Annotated in this window: 14 protein-coding genes and 3 tRNA genes; 3 read left to right on the top strand and 14 right to left on the bottom strand. The window is 65.5% G+C overall.

Features of this window, described 5'->3' with window-relative positions; translation table 11 throughout:
• Positions 1-82: 82 nt before the first annotated feature.
• On the top strand, positions 83-1,990 hold the full coding sequence (dxs, locus tag ACSQ1W_RS03065; protein WP_436041609.1) for a 1-deoxy-D-xylulose-5-phosphate synthase: 1,908 nt from the start codon (positions 83-85) through the stop codon (positions 1,988-1,990).
• Positions 1,991-2,011: 21 nt separating this feature from the next.
• Here the strand turns inward: dxs and ACSQ1W_RS03060 are convergent, their stop codons facing one another.
• From ACSQ1W_RS03060 to uvrB, 13 genes are all read right to left on the bottom strand, one after another.
• The gene (locus tag ACSQ1W_RS03060) at positions 2,012-3,046 is read right to left on the bottom strand and encodes a TraB/GumN family protein (RefSeq protein ID WP_436041608.1); all 1,035 of its coding nucleotides are present in this window, start codon (positions 3,044-3,046) and stop codon (positions 2,012-2,014) included.
• A gap of 89 nt (positions 3,047-3,135) precedes the next feature.
• On the bottom strand, positions 3,136-3,606 hold the full coding sequence (locus tag ACSQ1W_RS03055) for a cupin domain-containing protein (protein WP_192269919.1): 471 nt from the start codon (positions 3,604-3,606) through the stop codon (positions 3,136-3,138).
• A gap of 102 nt (positions 3,607-3,708) precedes the next feature.
• Positions 3,709-3,785 (bottom strand) — tRNA-Pro (locus tag ACSQ1W_RS03050).
• An 86-nt stretch (positions 3,786-3,871) separates the two neighbouring features.
• Positions 3,872-4,228 carry a MerR family transcriptional regulator gene (locus tag ACSQ1W_RS03045; RefSeq protein WP_192269922.1) on the bottom strand — a complete coding sequence of 119 codons (357 nt, stop codon included), beginning with the start codon at positions 4,226-4,228 and terminating at the stop codon, positions 3,872-3,874.
• Positions 4,209-4,508 carry an integration host factor subunit alpha gene (locus ACSQ1W_RS03040; RefSeq protein ID WP_055936063.1) on the bottom strand — a complete coding sequence of 100 codons (300 nt, stop codon included), beginning with the start codon at positions 4,506-4,508 and terminating at the stop codon, positions 4,209-4,211. The genes ACSQ1W_RS03045 and ACSQ1W_RS03040 overlap by 20 nt, the downstream gene beginning before the upstream one ends.
• Positions 4,509-4,564: 56 nt before the next feature.
• Positions 4,565-6,958 (bottom strand): phenylalanine--tRNA ligase subunit beta, encoded by a 2,394-nt coding sequence (gene pheT / locus ACSQ1W_RS03035; protein WP_436041607.1) that lies wholly within the window; start codon positions 6,956-6,958, stop codon positions 4,565-4,567.
• 88 nt (positions 6,959-7,046) lie between these two features.
• Positions 7,047-8,042 carry a phenylalanine--tRNA ligase subunit alpha gene (pheS, locus tag ACSQ1W_RS03030; protein ID WP_436041606.1) on the bottom strand — a complete coding sequence of 332 codons (996 nt, stop codon included), beginning with the start codon at positions 8,040-8,042 and terminating at the stop codon, positions 7,047-7,049.
• 133 nt (positions 8,043-8,175) lie between these two features.
• Entirely contained in the window at positions 8,176-8,535 is a 360-nt protein-coding gene (gene rplT / locus ACSQ1W_RS03025) for a 50S ribosomal protein L20 (protein WP_056878215.1), read from the bottom strand.
• Between the two features lie 10 nt (positions 8,536-8,545).
• Positions 8,546-8,743 carry a 50S ribosomal protein L35 gene (rpmI, locus tag ACSQ1W_RS03020; protein ID WP_014160066.1) on the bottom strand — a complete coding sequence of 66 codons (198 nt, stop codon included), beginning with the start codon at positions 8,741-8,743 and terminating at the stop codon, positions 8,546-8,548.
• A 278-nt stretch (positions 8,744-9,021) separates the two neighbouring features.
• Positions 9,022-9,546, bottom strand: coding sequence for a translation initiation factor IF-3 (gene infC / locus ACSQ1W_RS03015; protein ID WP_343227287.1), 525 nt, complete (start codon positions 9,544-9,546; stop codon positions 9,022-9,024).
• 50 nt (positions 9,547-9,596) lie between these two features.
• Positions 9,597-11,504 carry a threonine--tRNA ligase gene (thrS, locus tag ACSQ1W_RS03010; protein ID WP_436041605.1) on the bottom strand — a complete coding sequence of 636 codons (1,908 nt, stop codon included), beginning with the start codon at positions 11,502-11,504 and terminating at the stop codon, positions 9,597-9,599.
• Positions 11,505-11,738: 234 nt separating this feature from the next.
• Positions 11,739-11,813: transfer RNA gene (locus ACSQ1W_RS03005), tRNA-Val, on the bottom strand.
• A gap of 76 nt (positions 11,814-11,889) precedes the next feature.
• Entirely contained in the window at positions 11,890-13,911 is a 2,022-nt protein-coding gene (uvrB, locus tag ACSQ1W_RS03000; RefSeq protein ID WP_436041604.1) for an excinuclease ABC subunit UvrB, read from the bottom strand.
• A 163-nt stretch (positions 13,912-14,074) separates the two neighbouring features.
• On the opposite strand from uvrB, the gene ACSQ1W_RS02995 reads away from it, so the two are divergent.
• Together ACSQ1W_RS02995 and ACSQ1W_RS02990 are read left to right on the top strand one after the other, a co-directional pair.
• The gene (locus ACSQ1W_RS02995; protein ID WP_436041603.1) at positions 14,075-14,632 is read left to right on the top strand and encodes a GspH/FimT family pseudopilin; all 558 of its coding nucleotides are present in this window, start codon (positions 14,075-14,077) and stop codon (positions 14,630-14,632) included.
• Positions 14,633-14,724: 92 nt separating this feature from the next.
• A tRNA-Asn gene (locus tag ACSQ1W_RS02990) sits at positions 14,725-14,801 on the top strand.
• 86 nt (positions 14,802-14,887) lie between these two features.
• On the opposite strand, the gene ACSQ1W_RS02985 is transcribed toward ACSQ1W_RS02990, so the two are convergent.
• Positions 14,888-15,301: a type IV pilin protein gene (locus ACSQ1W_RS02985; RefSeq protein WP_436041602.1), complete on the bottom strand. Its 414-nt coding sequence runs from the start codon at positions 15,299-15,301 to the stop codon at positions 14,888-14,890.
• Between the last annotated feature and the right edge of the window lies 1 nt (position 15,302).

Below are 15,302 nucleotides of genomic sequence, written 5' to 3'. Positions count from 1 at the left end.
GGCCCACACCGGCTTCACGTGTTTGCTTGCCCCACTTCACATCGGGGGGGGACAATACCCGTTCAGAACAAGCCTGCAGCCGATGATCGCCCCCGACCGCTATCCCCGCCTTTCCCGCATCCACGTCCCGGCCGACCTGCGCCAGTTCGACGAATCCGAACTGCCTGCCATCGCCGAGGAACTGCGGGGCTACCTGATCGAGTCTGTCGGCAGGAGCGGCGGCCATTTCGGTGCAGGCCTGGGGGTGATCGAGCTGACGGTCGCCCTGCACTACCTCTTCGATACACCGCGGGACCGGCTGGTGTGGGACGTCGGACACCAGACTTACCCGCACAAGATCCTGACGGGTCGCCGCGACACGATCCACACGGTCAAGCAGAAGGACGGCGTGGCGCCGTTCCCGAAGCGCGAGGAAAGCGAGTACGACACGTTCGGCGTCGGTCATTCGTCCACGTCGATCTCCGCCGCGCTCGGCATGGCGATCGCGTTGCAGCAGCAAGGCGACGACCGCAAGGTCGTCGCGGTGATCGGCGACGGTGCGATGACCGCAGGCATGGCGTTCGAAGCGCTGAACCATGCCGGCGGCATGGAGCCGGAACCGAACCTGCTGGTGATCCTCAACGACAACCAGATGTCGATCTCCGAGAACGTCGGCGGTCTGACCAAGATGCTGGGCCGCCTCAGCAGCAGCCGCACGCTCAATGCCTTGCGCGAAGGCGGCAAGAAGCTGCTGGGCGACAAGAAGAAACCGCCGGCCCGCTTCATGCGCCGCTGGGAAGAACACTGGAAGGGCATGTTCGTGCCGTCCACGCTGTTCGAACAGATGGGCTTCCACTACACCGGCCCGATCGACGGGCACGACGTCGAGGCGCTGGTGGGCGCACTGAAGACGCTGAAGACGCTCAAGGGCCCGCAGCTGCTCCATATCCTGACCACCAAGGGCAAGGGCTACGAACTGGCCGAAGGCGACCAGATCGGCTACCACGCCGTCGGACCGTTCGACCCGGAAAAGGGCCTGGTCAGCAAGGGCGGCGCGAAGAAACCGACCTACACCGACATCTTCAGCGACTGGCTGTGCGACATGGCCGCCGCCGAACCCAAGTTGCTCGGCATCACGCCGGCGATGCGCGAAGGCTCTGGCCTCGTGCGCTTCAGCAAGGAGTACCCGGAGCGCTACTTCGACGTGGCCATCGCGGAGCAGCATGCGGTGACGCTGGCCGCGGGCATGGCCTGCGAGGGCGGCAAGCCGGTGGTCGCGATCTATTCGACCTTCCTGCAGCGCGGCTACGACCAGCTGGTGCACGACGTCGCCATCCAGAAACTCGACGTGCTGTTCGCCATCGACCGTGGCGGCGTGGTCGGCCCGGATGGCGCCACGCACGCCGGCAACCTGGACCTGAGCTACCTGCGCTGCGTGCCGCACATGGTGGTGATGGCGCCGGCGGACGAGAACGAGTGCCGCCAGATGCTGAGCACCGGCTACCACTTCGACGGTCCGGCCGCGGTGCGTTACCCGCGCGGCACCGGTCCGGGTGTGGCGCTGCAGTCCTCCCTCGACACGCTGCCGATCGGCAAGGCTGACCTGCGCGTGCGTGGCGACCGTGTCGCGCTGCTCGCATTCGGTTCGACCGTTGCGGCGGCCGAACAGGCGGGCCGCGAGCTCGGCCTGACCGTCGTGAACATGCGCTTCGTGAAGCCGCTCGACCGCGACTTGGTGCTCGACTTGGCGAAGACCCACCAGGGGTTCGTCACTGTCGAGGACAATGTGGTGATGGGCGGTGCCGGCTCCGGCGTCGCCGAACTGCTCAATGCCGAGGGTGTATCGCTCCCGGTGCTGCACCTGGGCCTGCCAGACGAGTTCCAGCACCATGCCAGCCGCGAAGACCTGCTGGCCGAAGCCGGCATCGACGCCGCCGGTATCCGTGCCAGCGTGCTCAAGCGCTGGCCCGCCTTGGCGGCAACGCAACCGCCGCTGACGGCCGCTGGCTGACCACCACGCCATGGCGCCGGATCACTCCGGCGCTTCGACCTCGTAGCCCTTGGCCTGCAGTGCCGCCAGGTAGCCATCCGGCTTGACCAGTTGCCACACCGGCAGCGTGGCGAACGTGATCCGGTTTTTCTGCAGCGCGCCCTCGACGACCTCCATCCAACGCGCCTGCATGCGCGCTTCGACGCCAGAAATTCCGCGCTTGCGCGCCGTTTCGGTGTTGAACCACGCCGTCGCACAGGCCTGCTGCCAGTCCTGGCGCGCACCTGATCGCAATGACGACCAGTCGCCAACGGCCCAAGCGTTGGCGCGCGCGGCCACCTGCGGAAGGTCGCGCTCGATGACATCAAGGGTTCTGCTGAAGCAGACCAGGTCTTCGGGCTTCAGCGTCTCTTTGCGGAAATCCGTCAATGCTTCGCGCGGATCCTCCAGCTTGAGTTTCAGCAAGGTAGGCGTGCGCTTCATCTTGCGCTGTTTGAGCACGGAGTCGATGACGGGATCGATGACACCGCCTTCGCGTAGACCAGAATCCGACAGCGCTTCGGTGTAGAGCTGGTAGGCCGCGATCACGGGGCGCTTCTTCTCTATGCCACCGCCGCGCCGCGCATACCGCTGCTTGAGCACGCTCCAGCGGGCGTAGAGATCGGCTGGCAGGACATCCTGCAGCTTCTGGCCATCCGGGTTTTTGGAGGCCTTTAAGGCCGACGGCAGTAGGGTCAGTCCGCGAAAAAAGCCGACGTCCGCGTCAACTGTGATGCCGGGCGAAGCGAGGACTTCGTCGGCAAGCTGCAGCACCTGATCGACTTCATCCGAACGCCAGGTGATGTTCTTCGGCAGCGGCGACTGCGTACCCAGGATGTAGAGCAGATGGTCGCCATTCCGCACTTTCCACAGTCCGGGACCGGGCTGGACACCGGCAACAACCACCGCCTCCATGTCGATCACGCCGTCTGCCGTCGGTGATGGCGCCGACTCGCTTCCGGAAACTTCCTGCGCGCCTGCGGCACCCGACCAGACCCACAACGACAGCCACACCATCCCGTAGAACGACAGGCGCATTCCGGCAACTCCCCGCGGAAGAATCGCCAGAGTGTGCCCGTGCGACGCACGTGCACGCACGCCTTACGGCGCAGTCGTGGGGGATTGGTTCAGGCGACCTTGCCGCCGGCTTCGCGCAAGGTGCGTGCCACGTCGCTGCTGCTTTGCATGAGTTCGAACCCCTGCCAGCTGAAACCCGGGGAGACCGAGCAGTCGACCAGCGTGTAGGTGCCGAGCGAACGCGCACTCTGCCAGATGCCCGCCGGGACCACCTGGTTCGACTGCCCGCCGCGCGCGGACGTGTCCAGTTGCACGCGCGTCAGCGTGCGCTGGTCGGGATCGAACATCGACAGTTCCATCGCACTGCCGTCATGCCAGTCCCAGACCTCGGTCGCGTCGACACGATGCCAGCGGGTCACCACGCCTTCCGGCAGCAGGAACTTGATCGCCGTCAGCGCGGGACGCTCGATGCCATTGACCTCGGTGCGCTTGGCCGACTCGTAGACGCGACGGAAGTAACCGCCTTCCGGGTGCGGCGTCAGCTGCAGGTCACGGATCAACGCGTCGGTCATCGAAGCCATGAACGGTCCTGCGGTCGGTGGTCGGGAACCGTCCTCGCCCGCGGCGAACGACGGGCACAAAAAAGCCCACGCATCGGCGCAGGCTTGATGTTGAACCGCGATTGGTCGGGACGGCCGGATTTGAACCGACGACCCTCTGCCCCCCAGGCAGATGCGCTACCAGGCTGCGCTACGCCCCGAATCTCGCGGATCGGCCCGCCTTGCGACGGGCCGCGCATTATAGCCGGAATTCTGCGGCGACTCCCAGCAGGAGCGCCAGCGGGCATCAACGGCGCAGCAACTGCAGGATTTCTTCCAGCTCCATCCGCACCTGGCGCACGATTTGTGCGCTCAATGCGGACTCCTGCTTGGCGCCCTCGCCTTCCAGGCGCAGACGCGCACCACCGATGGTGTAGCCCTGTTCGTACAGCAGGCCGCGGATCTGGCGCACCATCAGCACGTCATGGCGCTGGTAGTAGCGGCGGTTGCCGCGACGCTTGGCCGGTTCCAGGCTGGGGAACTCCGTCTCCCAGTACCGCAGCACGTGCGGCTTCACGTCGCACAGCTCGCTCACCTCACCGATGGTGAAGTAGCGCTTGGCCGGAATCGGCGGAAGCTCGCGGTTACTGCCCGGATCCAGCATACGTTTCCACCCGCTCCTTGAGTTTCTGGCCCGGCCGGAAGGTCACCACCGTCCGTGCCGAGATCGGGATCTCTTCACCGGTCTTCGGATTGCGGCCGGGGCGCTGGTTCTTGCGGCGCAGGTCGAAATTGCCGAACCCCGACAGCTTCACCTGCCGACCCTGTTCCAGGGCCTCGCGCAGCACGTCGAAGTACGCGTCGACGAATTCCTTCGCCTCGCGCTTGTTCAGGCCGACCTCGTCGAACAGACGTTCGGCCATCTCCGCCTTCGTCAATGCCATGGATTACTGCGTCCCCATTGCTGCCGTCGCCGGCCCAGCCACTGCCTTCATACCGTTCATCCGCGGATCTTCGCGCCGTGCGTTTCGTCGATCGCGGCCACGACGGCCGCCACTACCTGCGCCACGTCGCCTTCAGTGAGAGTGCGTGAGTTGTCCTGCAAAATCAAGCCCATAGCGAGACTCTTTTGACCGGATTCGACCCCCTGCCCCACGTAGCGGTCGAACAGTTGCACGTCGCGCAGCAGCGGGCCGGCGGCGCGCCTGACCGTCGCCGCCAGGGCGGCCCAGGACGCTTCTTCCGCCACGACGAACGCGAGGTCCCGGCGGACGGACGGATAGCGGGAAAGCTCTGCCGCGCGCGGCAGCGCGCGCGTGGACAGCGGCGCCAGATCCAACTCGAAGGCGGCCACGTCGGCATCCAGGTCCAACAGGCGCTGCAGGCGCGGATGCAACTGCCCGATCCAGCCGAGGCGGACGCCGTCGCGGTAGACGTCGGCCGAGCGGCCAGGGTGGCCATGGGGTGCCTGCGACGGGCGGTACTCGAGGATGGCGCCCGCCAAGGCAGCCACACTCTCCAGATCACCCTTGAGATCGTGGAAGTCGGCCTTTCGCGCCGGCAAGCCCCACTGCTCGGCCGCGGCGTCGCCGGTGATCGCGGCGGCGATGCGCAGCGACTCGATGGGCGCGTCGCCGGACTGTGCGGCTGCATGGAACACGTTGCCGATCTCGAACAGGCGTACGCGACCGGCCTGGCGCGCCGCATTGCGCTGCAGCGCCGCCACCACGCCGGGCAGCAGCTGCGTGCGCATGATCGCCAGTTCGGCGCTGAGTGGATTCGCCAGCGGCACCGCGCCCTCGGCGGCATTCCAGTGCGTGAGCCATTGCGCGTCGACGAAGGCGAAGTTCACCGTCTCGAAGTAGTCCCGCGCGGCCAGCTGCCGGCGCACCACGCCGTCCTCGACGCGCGTTTCGCTCGGCGCCGCGATGCGGGTCGCACCGCCCGGCAAAGTGGTGGGCACACGGTCGTAGCCGTGGATGCGTGCCAGTTCCTCGATCAGGTCCTCCTCGATGGCGATGTCGAAGCGGCGGCTCGGCGCGACCACGCTCCAGCCCTCCGCAACCGCTGCGGCCTGCAGGCCCAGTCCACGCAGGATGCGTTCGATCTCGGCATCCGGAATCTCGACGCCCAGCACGCGTGCAACGCGTGCCCGGCGCAGCAGGATCGCCGTCGGCCTAGGCAGATGCTCGGGCATTACCGCTTCGGTCATCGGACCGGGGACGCCACCGGCGACTTCGAGGATCAGGCGCGTCGCGTACTCCACCGCAATGCGCGGCAGCTCCGGATCGACGCCACGCTCGAAGCGATGGCCGGCGTCGGTGTGCAGACCCAGCTTGCGGCTGCGGCCGATGATCGCCGAGGGAATCCAGTGCGCGGCTTCCAGGAACACGTTGCGCGTCGTATCGGTGACGCGCGTGTCGAGCCCGCCCATGATCCCGCCCAGCGCCACGGCGCGCGCAGCGCGGCCACCGCGGCCATCGGAGACGACCAGGAAATCTTCATCGAGCGTCACCGTGCGGCCATCCAGCAGCGCGACCGTCTCATCCTTGCGAGCCGGACGCACCACGATGCCGCCTTCCAGCGTGTCCTTGTCGAAGGCATGCATGGGCTGCCCCAGCTCGAGCATCACGTACTGGGTGACGTCGACCAGGAAGCTGATCGGGCGCACGCCGCTGCGGCGCAGGCGCTCGACCATCCACACCGGCGAGGGCGCGGTGGCATCGACACCTTCGATCACGCGGCCGGCGAAGCGCGGCACGCGCGCACCAGCCTCGAGCTCCACGCTCAGGACGGACGGGCTCTGCGCCGGCACCGGCGTGGTGTCGAACGGCTTCACTTCGCTGCCCAGCGAGGCCGCGACGTCGTAGGCGATGCCCCGCACGCTGAAGCAATCCGCACGGTTCGGCGTCAGCTTGATCTCGATGCTGGCATCGGGCAGCTGCAGGTAATCGGCAATGGGCGAGCCGACCGGTGCGTTGACCGGCAGTTCGAGCAGACCCGACGCGTCGGCGTCGATGCCCAGCTCCTTCGCCGAACACAGCATGCCGTTGGACTCCACGCCACGCAGCTTGGCCGCCTTGATGGCGATGCCGCCGACATTCGCGCCGACCATCGCCAGCGGGGCCAGCAGGCCGGGGCGCGCATTCGGTGCGCCGCAGACGATCTGCAGCAGGCCGTCCTGCCCTGCATCGACCTGACAGACCTGCAGGCGGTCGGCTTCGGGATGCTTGGCGCATTCGACGATGCGCGCCACAACCACGTTCGCCAGGCCATCGCCCAGCCCAGTGACCTCTTCGACCTCCAGGCCGATCGCGGTCAGCGTCGCGGACAGCTCGTCGCGAGTGGCCTGGGTGGGGACGTGGCTGCGCAGCCAGTTTTCAGAAAACTTCATGGTTCGTGATCCGTAGGGCGGGCCCGGGCCCGCCGTTGCCATGTATCAGATGTCGAGATGCCGGAGCGGCGGCGCGCGTGAGCCCGCCTTAGGCGAACTGCTTCAGGAACCGCACGTCGTTCTCGAAGAACGCACGCAGGTCGTTGACGCCGTAGCGCAGCATCGCGAAGCGCTCGACGCCGAGACCGAAGGCGAAGCCGGTATAGCGCTCCGGATCGATGCCGCAGTTGCGCAGCACGTTCGGATGCACCATGCCGCAGCCGAGTACTTCCAGCCAGCGCGTGCTGCCATCGGGCTGCTGCCAGGCGATGTCGACTTCGGCGCCGGGTTCGACGAACGGGAAGTAGCTGGGACGGAAACGCATCTCGAAATCGCGCTCGAAGAACGCACGCACGAACTCGGCCAGCGTGCCCTTGAGGTCGGCGAAGGTCGAATGCTCGTCCACCAGCAGGCCCTCGACCTGATGGAACATCGGTGAGTGAGTCTGGTCGCTGTCGCTGCGGTAGACCTTGCCTGCCGCGATCATGCGCAGCGGCGGCGTATGGCTGTCCATGTAGCGGACCTGCACGCCGGAGGTATGCGTGCGCAGCAGGCGGCCGTCGCCGAAGTAGAACGTGTCGTGCATGGCGCGCGCCGGATGGTGCGGCGGGAAATTCAGCGCCTCGAAGTTGTGCTGGTCGTCCTCGATCTCCGGACCGTCCGCCAGTTCATAGCCCAGGCGACCGAAGATGTCGGCGATGCGCTCCAGCGTGCGGCTGATCGGATGCAGGCCGCCACGGGCGCTGTTGCGGCCCGGCAGCGTCACGTCGATCGTTTCGCCGGCCAGGCGCGCGTCGAGTGCGGCATCTTCCAGCACGATTTTGCGGGCCGACAGTGCTTCGCCAATGACGTCACGGGCGCGGTTGATCGCTTCGCCGGCGGTCTTGCGCTGATCGGCGGGCAGCGCACCCAACTGCTTCAGCTGCGACGTCACGCTGCCGCTCTTGCCGAGCAGCGCGACGCGCAACTGCTCCACCACGTCGGGCGTCTGCGCGGCGGCGATGTCGGCCAGCGCCTGCGTGGACAGGGATTCGATTTCGCTCATTGGAGGTCCATGAGAGGGTGCCAGCCTGTGGCACAAAAACAGAAACCACAAAAAACAATGGGGAAGGACTCGCGCCCTTCCCCACGTGTTCCCGGCGATGGACTGCCGGAGTGCTTTACGGTGGAGACGCGGCTTACGCCGCGAGTGCGCCCTTCGCCTTTTCAGCCAGGGCCGCAAAACCGGTCGCATCGTGCACGGCGATGTCCGCCAGCACCTTGCGGTCCAGGGTGATGCCAGCCTTCAGCAGGCCGTTCATGAAACGGCTGTAGCTCAGACCGTTCAGACGGGCGGCCGCGTTGATACGCGTGATCCACAGCGAACGGAAGTTGCGCTTCTTCTGCTTGCGGCCGATGTAGGCGTACTGACCCGCCTTGATCACCGCCTGCTTGGCGACGCGGAATACCTTGCGACGGGCGTTGTAGTAGCCCTTGGCGAGGTGAAGGACTTTCTTGTGACGGCGACGCGCCGTCACGCCACGCTTAACTCGTGCCATGTCTCAGTCCTCAGAGGTAGGGAAGCATGCGGTTCAAACGGCCGCTGTCCTCGGCGCGAATGATATTCGTCGCACGCAGGCCGCGCTTACGCTTGGTCGCTTTCTTGGTGAGGATGTGGCTACGGTTGGCGTGGCCAGCCTTGAACTTGCCGGATGCGGTCTTGCGAAAACGCTTCGCCGCCGCCCGGTGGGTCTTGATCTTGGGCATTGCTATGTCCTTGACGGGTTTATGTCACTGATCCGGGCGGCGACCACGAGGGCCACACTTTCCATCCATGCCCATATCGGCTTGTAAGTCGTTGATTCCAGAGCGGAACCTGCGACGGGTCCATCGGCTGCGAACAGCCTCCCGGCGTACCGGGCCGCGTATTATGCCCGCTGCCGTTTTTTCTTGCAAATCCGGCCACTTAGCCCCGGACTGGGGCCGGAAACGGGAAAGGCGCCTTGCGGCGCCTTCCGTCGATCCTGCGCCCGGAGGCGGCGGGATCACTTCTTCTTCGGCGCGATCATCATGACCATCTGGCGACCTTCCAGGCGCGGCCGGGACTCGATGACGATCTCGTCGCCCAGCTCGGCCTCGATGCGCGCGGCCATCTCGCGACCCAGCTCCTGGTGGCTCATTTCGCGGCCACGGAAGCGGATGTTGACCTTGACCTTGTCGCCCTCTTCAAGGAAGCGGCGGATGTTGCGCATCTTGATCTGGTAGTCGCCCTCGTCGGTGACGGGGCGGAACTTGAGTTCCTTGATCTCGACCTGCTTCTGCTTCTTCTTGGCCTCGTTGGCCTTCTTCTGCATTTCGAACTTGAACTTGCCGAAGTCCATGATCTTGCAGACGGGCGGCTCGGCGTTGGGCTGGATCTCGACCAGATCCAGGCCTTCGTCTTCCGCCTTGGCCAGGGCTTCGTCGCGCGAAAGCACGCCGATCATCTCGCCATCGGAACCGATCACGCGTACCCGCGGCACGCGGATTTCGTGGTTCTTACGGTTTTGCTTGTTGTCAGGGATGCTGATGTTGCAGTCTCCAGGGAGGGGTGTGCCGGACCGCGAGGGGCCGGAACCAATTATTGCGCGGCGTGCTCGTTACGCAAACGTTCGGCGAAAGCGGCAACGGACATGCTGCCCAGGTCTTCACCGGAACGCGTACGCACGGCGATGGCGCCATTTTCCTTCTCGCGGTCGCCGACCACCAGCAGGTAAGGCACCCGCTGCAGCGTGTGCTCGCGAATCTTATAGCCGATCTTCTCGTTCCGCAAATCGGCCACCACCCGGAAGCCTTGATTTGCAAGGGTTTTCCGGACTTCGGCCACATAATCGGCCTGGGCGTCGGTGATATTCATCACCACCGCCTGCTGGGGGGCCAGCCAGGACGGGAATGCACCAGCGTGGTGCTCGATCAGGATGCCGATGAAGCGCTCCATCGAGCCCACGATGGCCCGGTGCAGCATGACCGGATGCTGGCGCTGGCTGTTCTCGTCCACGTACTCGGCGCCCAGGCGGCCCGGCATCATGAAGTCGACCTGCATCGTGCCCAGCTGCCAGGTCCGGCCGATGGCGTCCTTCAGGTGGTACTCGATCTTCGGGCCGTAGAACGCGCCCTCGCCCGGCAGCTCCTGCCACTCCACCCCGCAGCTGCGCAGCGCGGCGCGCAGGGCGGCCTCGGCCTTGTCCCAGGTGGCGTCGTCGCCCAGGCGCGATTCGGGGCGCAGGGCGATCTTGATCTGGATGTCCTCGAAGCCGAAGTCCGAGTAGACCTTCAGCGCCTGCTGGTGGAACGCCGTCACCTCGGCCTCGATCTGGTCTTCCGTGCAGAAGATGTGGCCATCGTCCTGGGTGAAGCCGCGCACGCGCAGGATGCCGTGCAGCGCGCCAGACGGCTCGTTGCGGTGGCAGGCGCCGAACTCTCCGTAGCGGATCGGCAGGTCGCGATAGCTGTGCAGGCCCTGGTTGAAGACCTGCACATGGCCCGGACAGTTCATCGGCTTGACCGCGTAGGTGCGGTTCTCCGACTCGCTGAAGAACATGTTTTCCTTGTAGTTGTCCCAGTGGCCGGACTTCTTCCACAGGGCCACGTCGAGGATCTGCGGGCAGCGCACTTCCTGGTAGCCGCTGTCGCGGTAGACCTTGCGCATGTACTGCTCGACCACCTGCCAGATGGCCCAGCCCTTCGGGTGCCAGAACACCAGGCCCGGCGCCTCTTCCTGCAGGTGGAACAGTTCCTGCTGCTTGCCGATCTTGCGGTGGTCGCGCTTCTCGGCTTCCTCGATGCGCTGGATGTAGGCCTCCAGCTGCTTCTTGTCGGCCCAAGCCGTGCCGTAGATGCGCTGCAGCTGTTCGTTCTTGGCGTCACCGCGCCAGTAGGCACCGGAGATGCGCGTCAATTTGAACGCCTTCAGGAAGCGCGTGTTGGGCACGTGCGGGCCGCGGCACATGTCGACGTATTCCTGGTGGTAATACAGGCCCATCGCCGTGACGTCCGGACCCATGTCGTCGATCAGGCGCAGCTTGTAGTCCTCGCCACGGGACTTGAACACCTCCACGACCTCGGCGCGTGGCGTCATCTTCTTGATGACGTCGTAGTCCTGCGCGATCAGTTCCTGCATGCGCTGCTCGACCGCCGCCAAGTCCTCCGGCGTGAACGGGCGCTCGCTGTAGATGTCGTAGTAGAAGCCCTCGGCGATGACCGGGCCGATGACCATCTTCACGTCCGGATACAGCTGCTTCACCGCGTGGCCGACCAGGTGGGCGCAGGAGTGGCGGATGATCTCGACGCCCTCCTCGTCCTTCGGCGTGATGATGCGCAGCGCAGCGTCGTGGTCGATGACGTCGCTGGCATCGACCAGCACGCCGTCGACCGCACCGGCGACGGTGGCCTTGGCCAGGCCGGCACCGATGGACTGCGCCACCTGCATGACGGAAACGGGGTTCTCGAACTCGCGGCGGCTGCCGTCGGGGAGCGTGATGGTGATCATCGGGTGCGGACTCGATCTGGAGGGGCGCCGGCGCTCGGGGCGGCCTGGCAGGGAAACGGACATGAAAAAAGCGCCACGAGGGCGCCTACGGGATGCAGTGCCTCGGGCATTACCGGGTTCAGGCGATGGTAGTGCTCATGTCGCACGCTCGGCCGGCGTTGCCGCGGGCCACCTCGTGATGAAGATGGCGCATCGGGCTGGCCCCAGAAGTCCGGAATCCACGCTGTGGAAGCGTGGTGGGCGGTACAGGGTTCGAACCTGTGACCCCTACCATGTCAAGGTAGTGCTCTACCGCTGAGCTAACCGCCCGGTCTGCCCTTTGCAGGGGCGCGAATTCTAGCCCGGAAGCGGGGTCGTCGACAACCGGGTCATGCGATCAGGTCGATCAACCGCCCAGGCTGGCTTCCTTCAGTCGCTGGATCTGGTCGCGCAGGCGCGCCGCATCCTCGAATTCCAGGTCGCGCGCGTGCTGGTACATCTGCTGCTCCAGCGCCTTGATGCGGGCCACCGCCTGGGCCGGATCCATCACCCCGTACTCGGCAGGCTCCTCGGCCACCCGGCGCGACTTGCCTCGCCCGGACTTGCCCTCGTTGGCCGCCTCGCTGCGGGCGCCCTCCAGGATGTCCACGATAGGACGGGCCACGGATTTCGGCGTGATGCCGTGTTTGAGGTTGTACTCCACCTGCTTCTCGCGCCGGCGGGAGGTCTCGTCCATCGCCGCCTGCATCGAGCGGGTGATCTTGTCGGCGTACAGGATCGCCTTGCCGCGCAGGTTGCGCGCGGCGCGGCCGATGGTCTGGATCAGCGAACCGGTGGAGCGCAGGAATCCCTCCTTGTCGGCGTCGAGGATCGCCACCAGCGACACCTCCGGCATGTCCAGACCCTCGCGCAGCAGGTTGATGCCGACCAGCACGTCGAACTTGCCCAGCCGGAGGTCGCGGATGATCTCCACGCGCTCGACGGTGTCCACGTCCGAGTGCAGGTAACGGACCTTGATGCCGTGTTCGCCCAGGTACTCGGTCAGGTTCTCGGCCATGCGCTTGGTCAGCGTGGTGACCAGCACGCGATCGCCCCACGCCACGCGCTCGTTGATCTGCGACAGCAAGTCATCGACCTGGGTACCGACGGGGCGAATCTCCACCTCCGGATCGATCAGGCCGGTGGGACGCACCACCAGCTCGACGATCTCGCCGTTGGATTCGCGCAACTCGTACGGACCTGGCGTCGCCGAGACATAGATGCTGCGGGGAGAACGGACCTCCCACTCCTCGAAACGCAGCGGCCGGTTGTCCAGCGCCGAGGGAAGGCGGAAGCCGAACTCCACCAGCGTTTCCTTGCGCGAGCGATCACCCTTGTACATGGCGCCGATCTGCGGAATGGTCACGTGCGACTCGTCGATGACCAGCAAGGCGTCCGCCGGCAGGTAGTCGAACAACGTCGGCGGCGGCTCGCCCGGCGCCTTGCCGGTCAGATGGCGCGAGTAGTTCTCGATGCCGGAGCAGAAGCCGACTTCCGCCATCATCTCCACGTCGAACTGGGTCCGCTGCGCAAGCCGCTGCGCCTCGACCAGCTTGTTCTGCGAATAGAGCTGTTCCAGCCGCTCCTTCAGCTCGACCTTGATGGTGTCGATCGCCGCCAGCACCCGTTCGCGGGTCGTGGCGTAGTGGGTCTTGGGATAGACGGTGTAGCGCTGCAACTTGCGCAGTGATTCGCCGGTGAGCGGATCGAACAGGCTGAGTCCCTCGACCTCGCCATCGAACAGCTCGATGCGCACGGCCTCGGCATCGCTTTCCGCCGGGTGCACATCGATGATCTCGCCGCGCACGCGGAACGTGCCGCGCTGCAGTTCGTACTCGTTGCGGGTGTACTGCAGCTGGGTCAGGTGGCGGATGAGCTCGCGCTGATCGATCCGTTCGCCCAGCGACAGGATCAGCCGCAGCGACAGATAGTCTTCGGGCGCACCCAGGCCGTAGATGGCGGATACGGTGGCCACCACCAGCGCATCCGGGCGCGAAAGCAGCGTCTTGGTCGCCGCCAGCCGCATCTGCTCGATGTGTTCGTTGATCGAGCTGTCCTTCTCGATGAAGGTATCGCTCGACGGCACGTAGGCCTCGGGCTGGTAGTAGTCGTAATAGCTGACGAAGTACTCCACCGCGTTGTGCGGGAAGAACGCCTTGAACTCGCCATACAGCTGCGCCGCCAGCGTCTTGTTCGGCGCCATGATCAGGGTCGGCTTCTGCACCTGCTGCACCACGTTGGCGATGGTGTAGGTCTTGCCCGAGCCCGTCACGCCCAGCAGCGTCTGCTTCGCCAGACCCGCCTCGAAATTCTCGGTGAGCTTCCGGATCGCCTGCGGCTGGTCGCCGGCCGGGGAATAGGGGGAAACGAGCTGGAAACGGTCAGTCATCGCAGGGGGATTGGTCATCGACATTCCAGTATATCCCCGCGGATGTGAGCGCCGGACAGGCAAACTCCTACACGCGGACAAGGCCTGACCTGATGGTTGCGTCGCAGCCTCCGGCCGAACCTGCTCACGTCCCGTTCAATTCAAGGAGTCGTCGATTGCATGGATGCCTTCGTCTTCCCGTCGAGGAAGTCCTGCACGCCCCGCTGCACCCGCGCATGGTTTCACGCTGGTGGAGCTTTCAGTCACCCTGTCCGTCCTGGCGCTGATGGTCGCCATCAGCCTGCCGTCGATGCGAGAGTTCCGATCCCGTCAACAGGCCAAGGCGGTGACGAATCTGCTGATGTCCCACTTGGCTTCGGCCCGGATGACCGCCATCAGCCACAATGTGCCGGTCGTGGTATGTCCGAGCGATGGCGGCGGCACCTGCAGGCAGGACACCGACTGGGGAGGCCATTGGCTGTCCTTTCGCGATCCGGACGGGAACCGCGATCCAGACGATGGCAACGACATCTACCGGAACGAGACCGTGCCCGACACCCCGAGCATCCGCGTGGTCTCCACCGAGGGACGCCGACATGTCCGCTACCAGCCTACCGGCATGAGCTACGGCGCCAACCTGACCATCCGGATCTGCTACAACGGGCGCGTGGCCAACAGCGTCATACTGAACAATACAGGCCGCGCACGCGCCATGCGCGGCAACCTGACGACGCCGTGTTGATTCCAGACCTACGGGGGCCAGGCTCCTCATGGCGCACCCTCTGCCTCCCGAGGCTTGTCCCAGCCCGAATCGCTGGCTACAATACGCGCCCCGCCCGAATAGCTCAGCCGGTTAGAGCACTTGACTGTTAATCAGGGGGTCGTTGGTTCGAGTCCAACTTCGGGCGCCAGATTCAAGAACGACAAAGGCCGCGAGTGATCGCGGCCTTTGTCGTTGTAGTGCTTCGCCGATAGATTCAGCGCGGGAGCGAAGCTCTCAGAAGCACTTCGCGGGCGTCCCCGAATAGGATCCGGAAACGGACTTCGTGCCCCGCTGGTTCGTACTCAGGACACCACACTCACCATCCCGGCTCGACTGCTGTCCCTGCGGGGTGGCGGCCAGCGTATAGGACGTCGCATCCGGGCCCGCAGAGAAAGCGAACACGTAGTGGCTGGCCAGCTCCGTCGTGCATGCCGCATTCGGCAATGCAGCCCCGGCATAGCCCATGTTGGTGGACGCGTAGCGCTCCATGAACTGCGACAACTCCATCAGGCACGCAGCCCCCGCGGATCGCCTCGATTTCACGACGAAATCGATATAGCTGGGATAGGCGATGGACGCGATGATCGCCAGGATGGCCACCACGACCATCAGCTCGATCAGGGTGAATCCTCTGTTCTTCCGTTGCATC

It is taken from the genome of Pseudoxanthomonas sp. LjRoot143 (assembly GCF_964252945.1).
Taxonomy (GTDB): Bacteria; Pseudomonadota; Gammaproteobacteria; order Xanthomonadales; family Xanthomonadaceae; genus Pseudoxanthomonas_A.
Note: the sequence above shows the minus strand (reverse complement) of the source record. Positions and strands in the feature narration are given on the sequence as shown.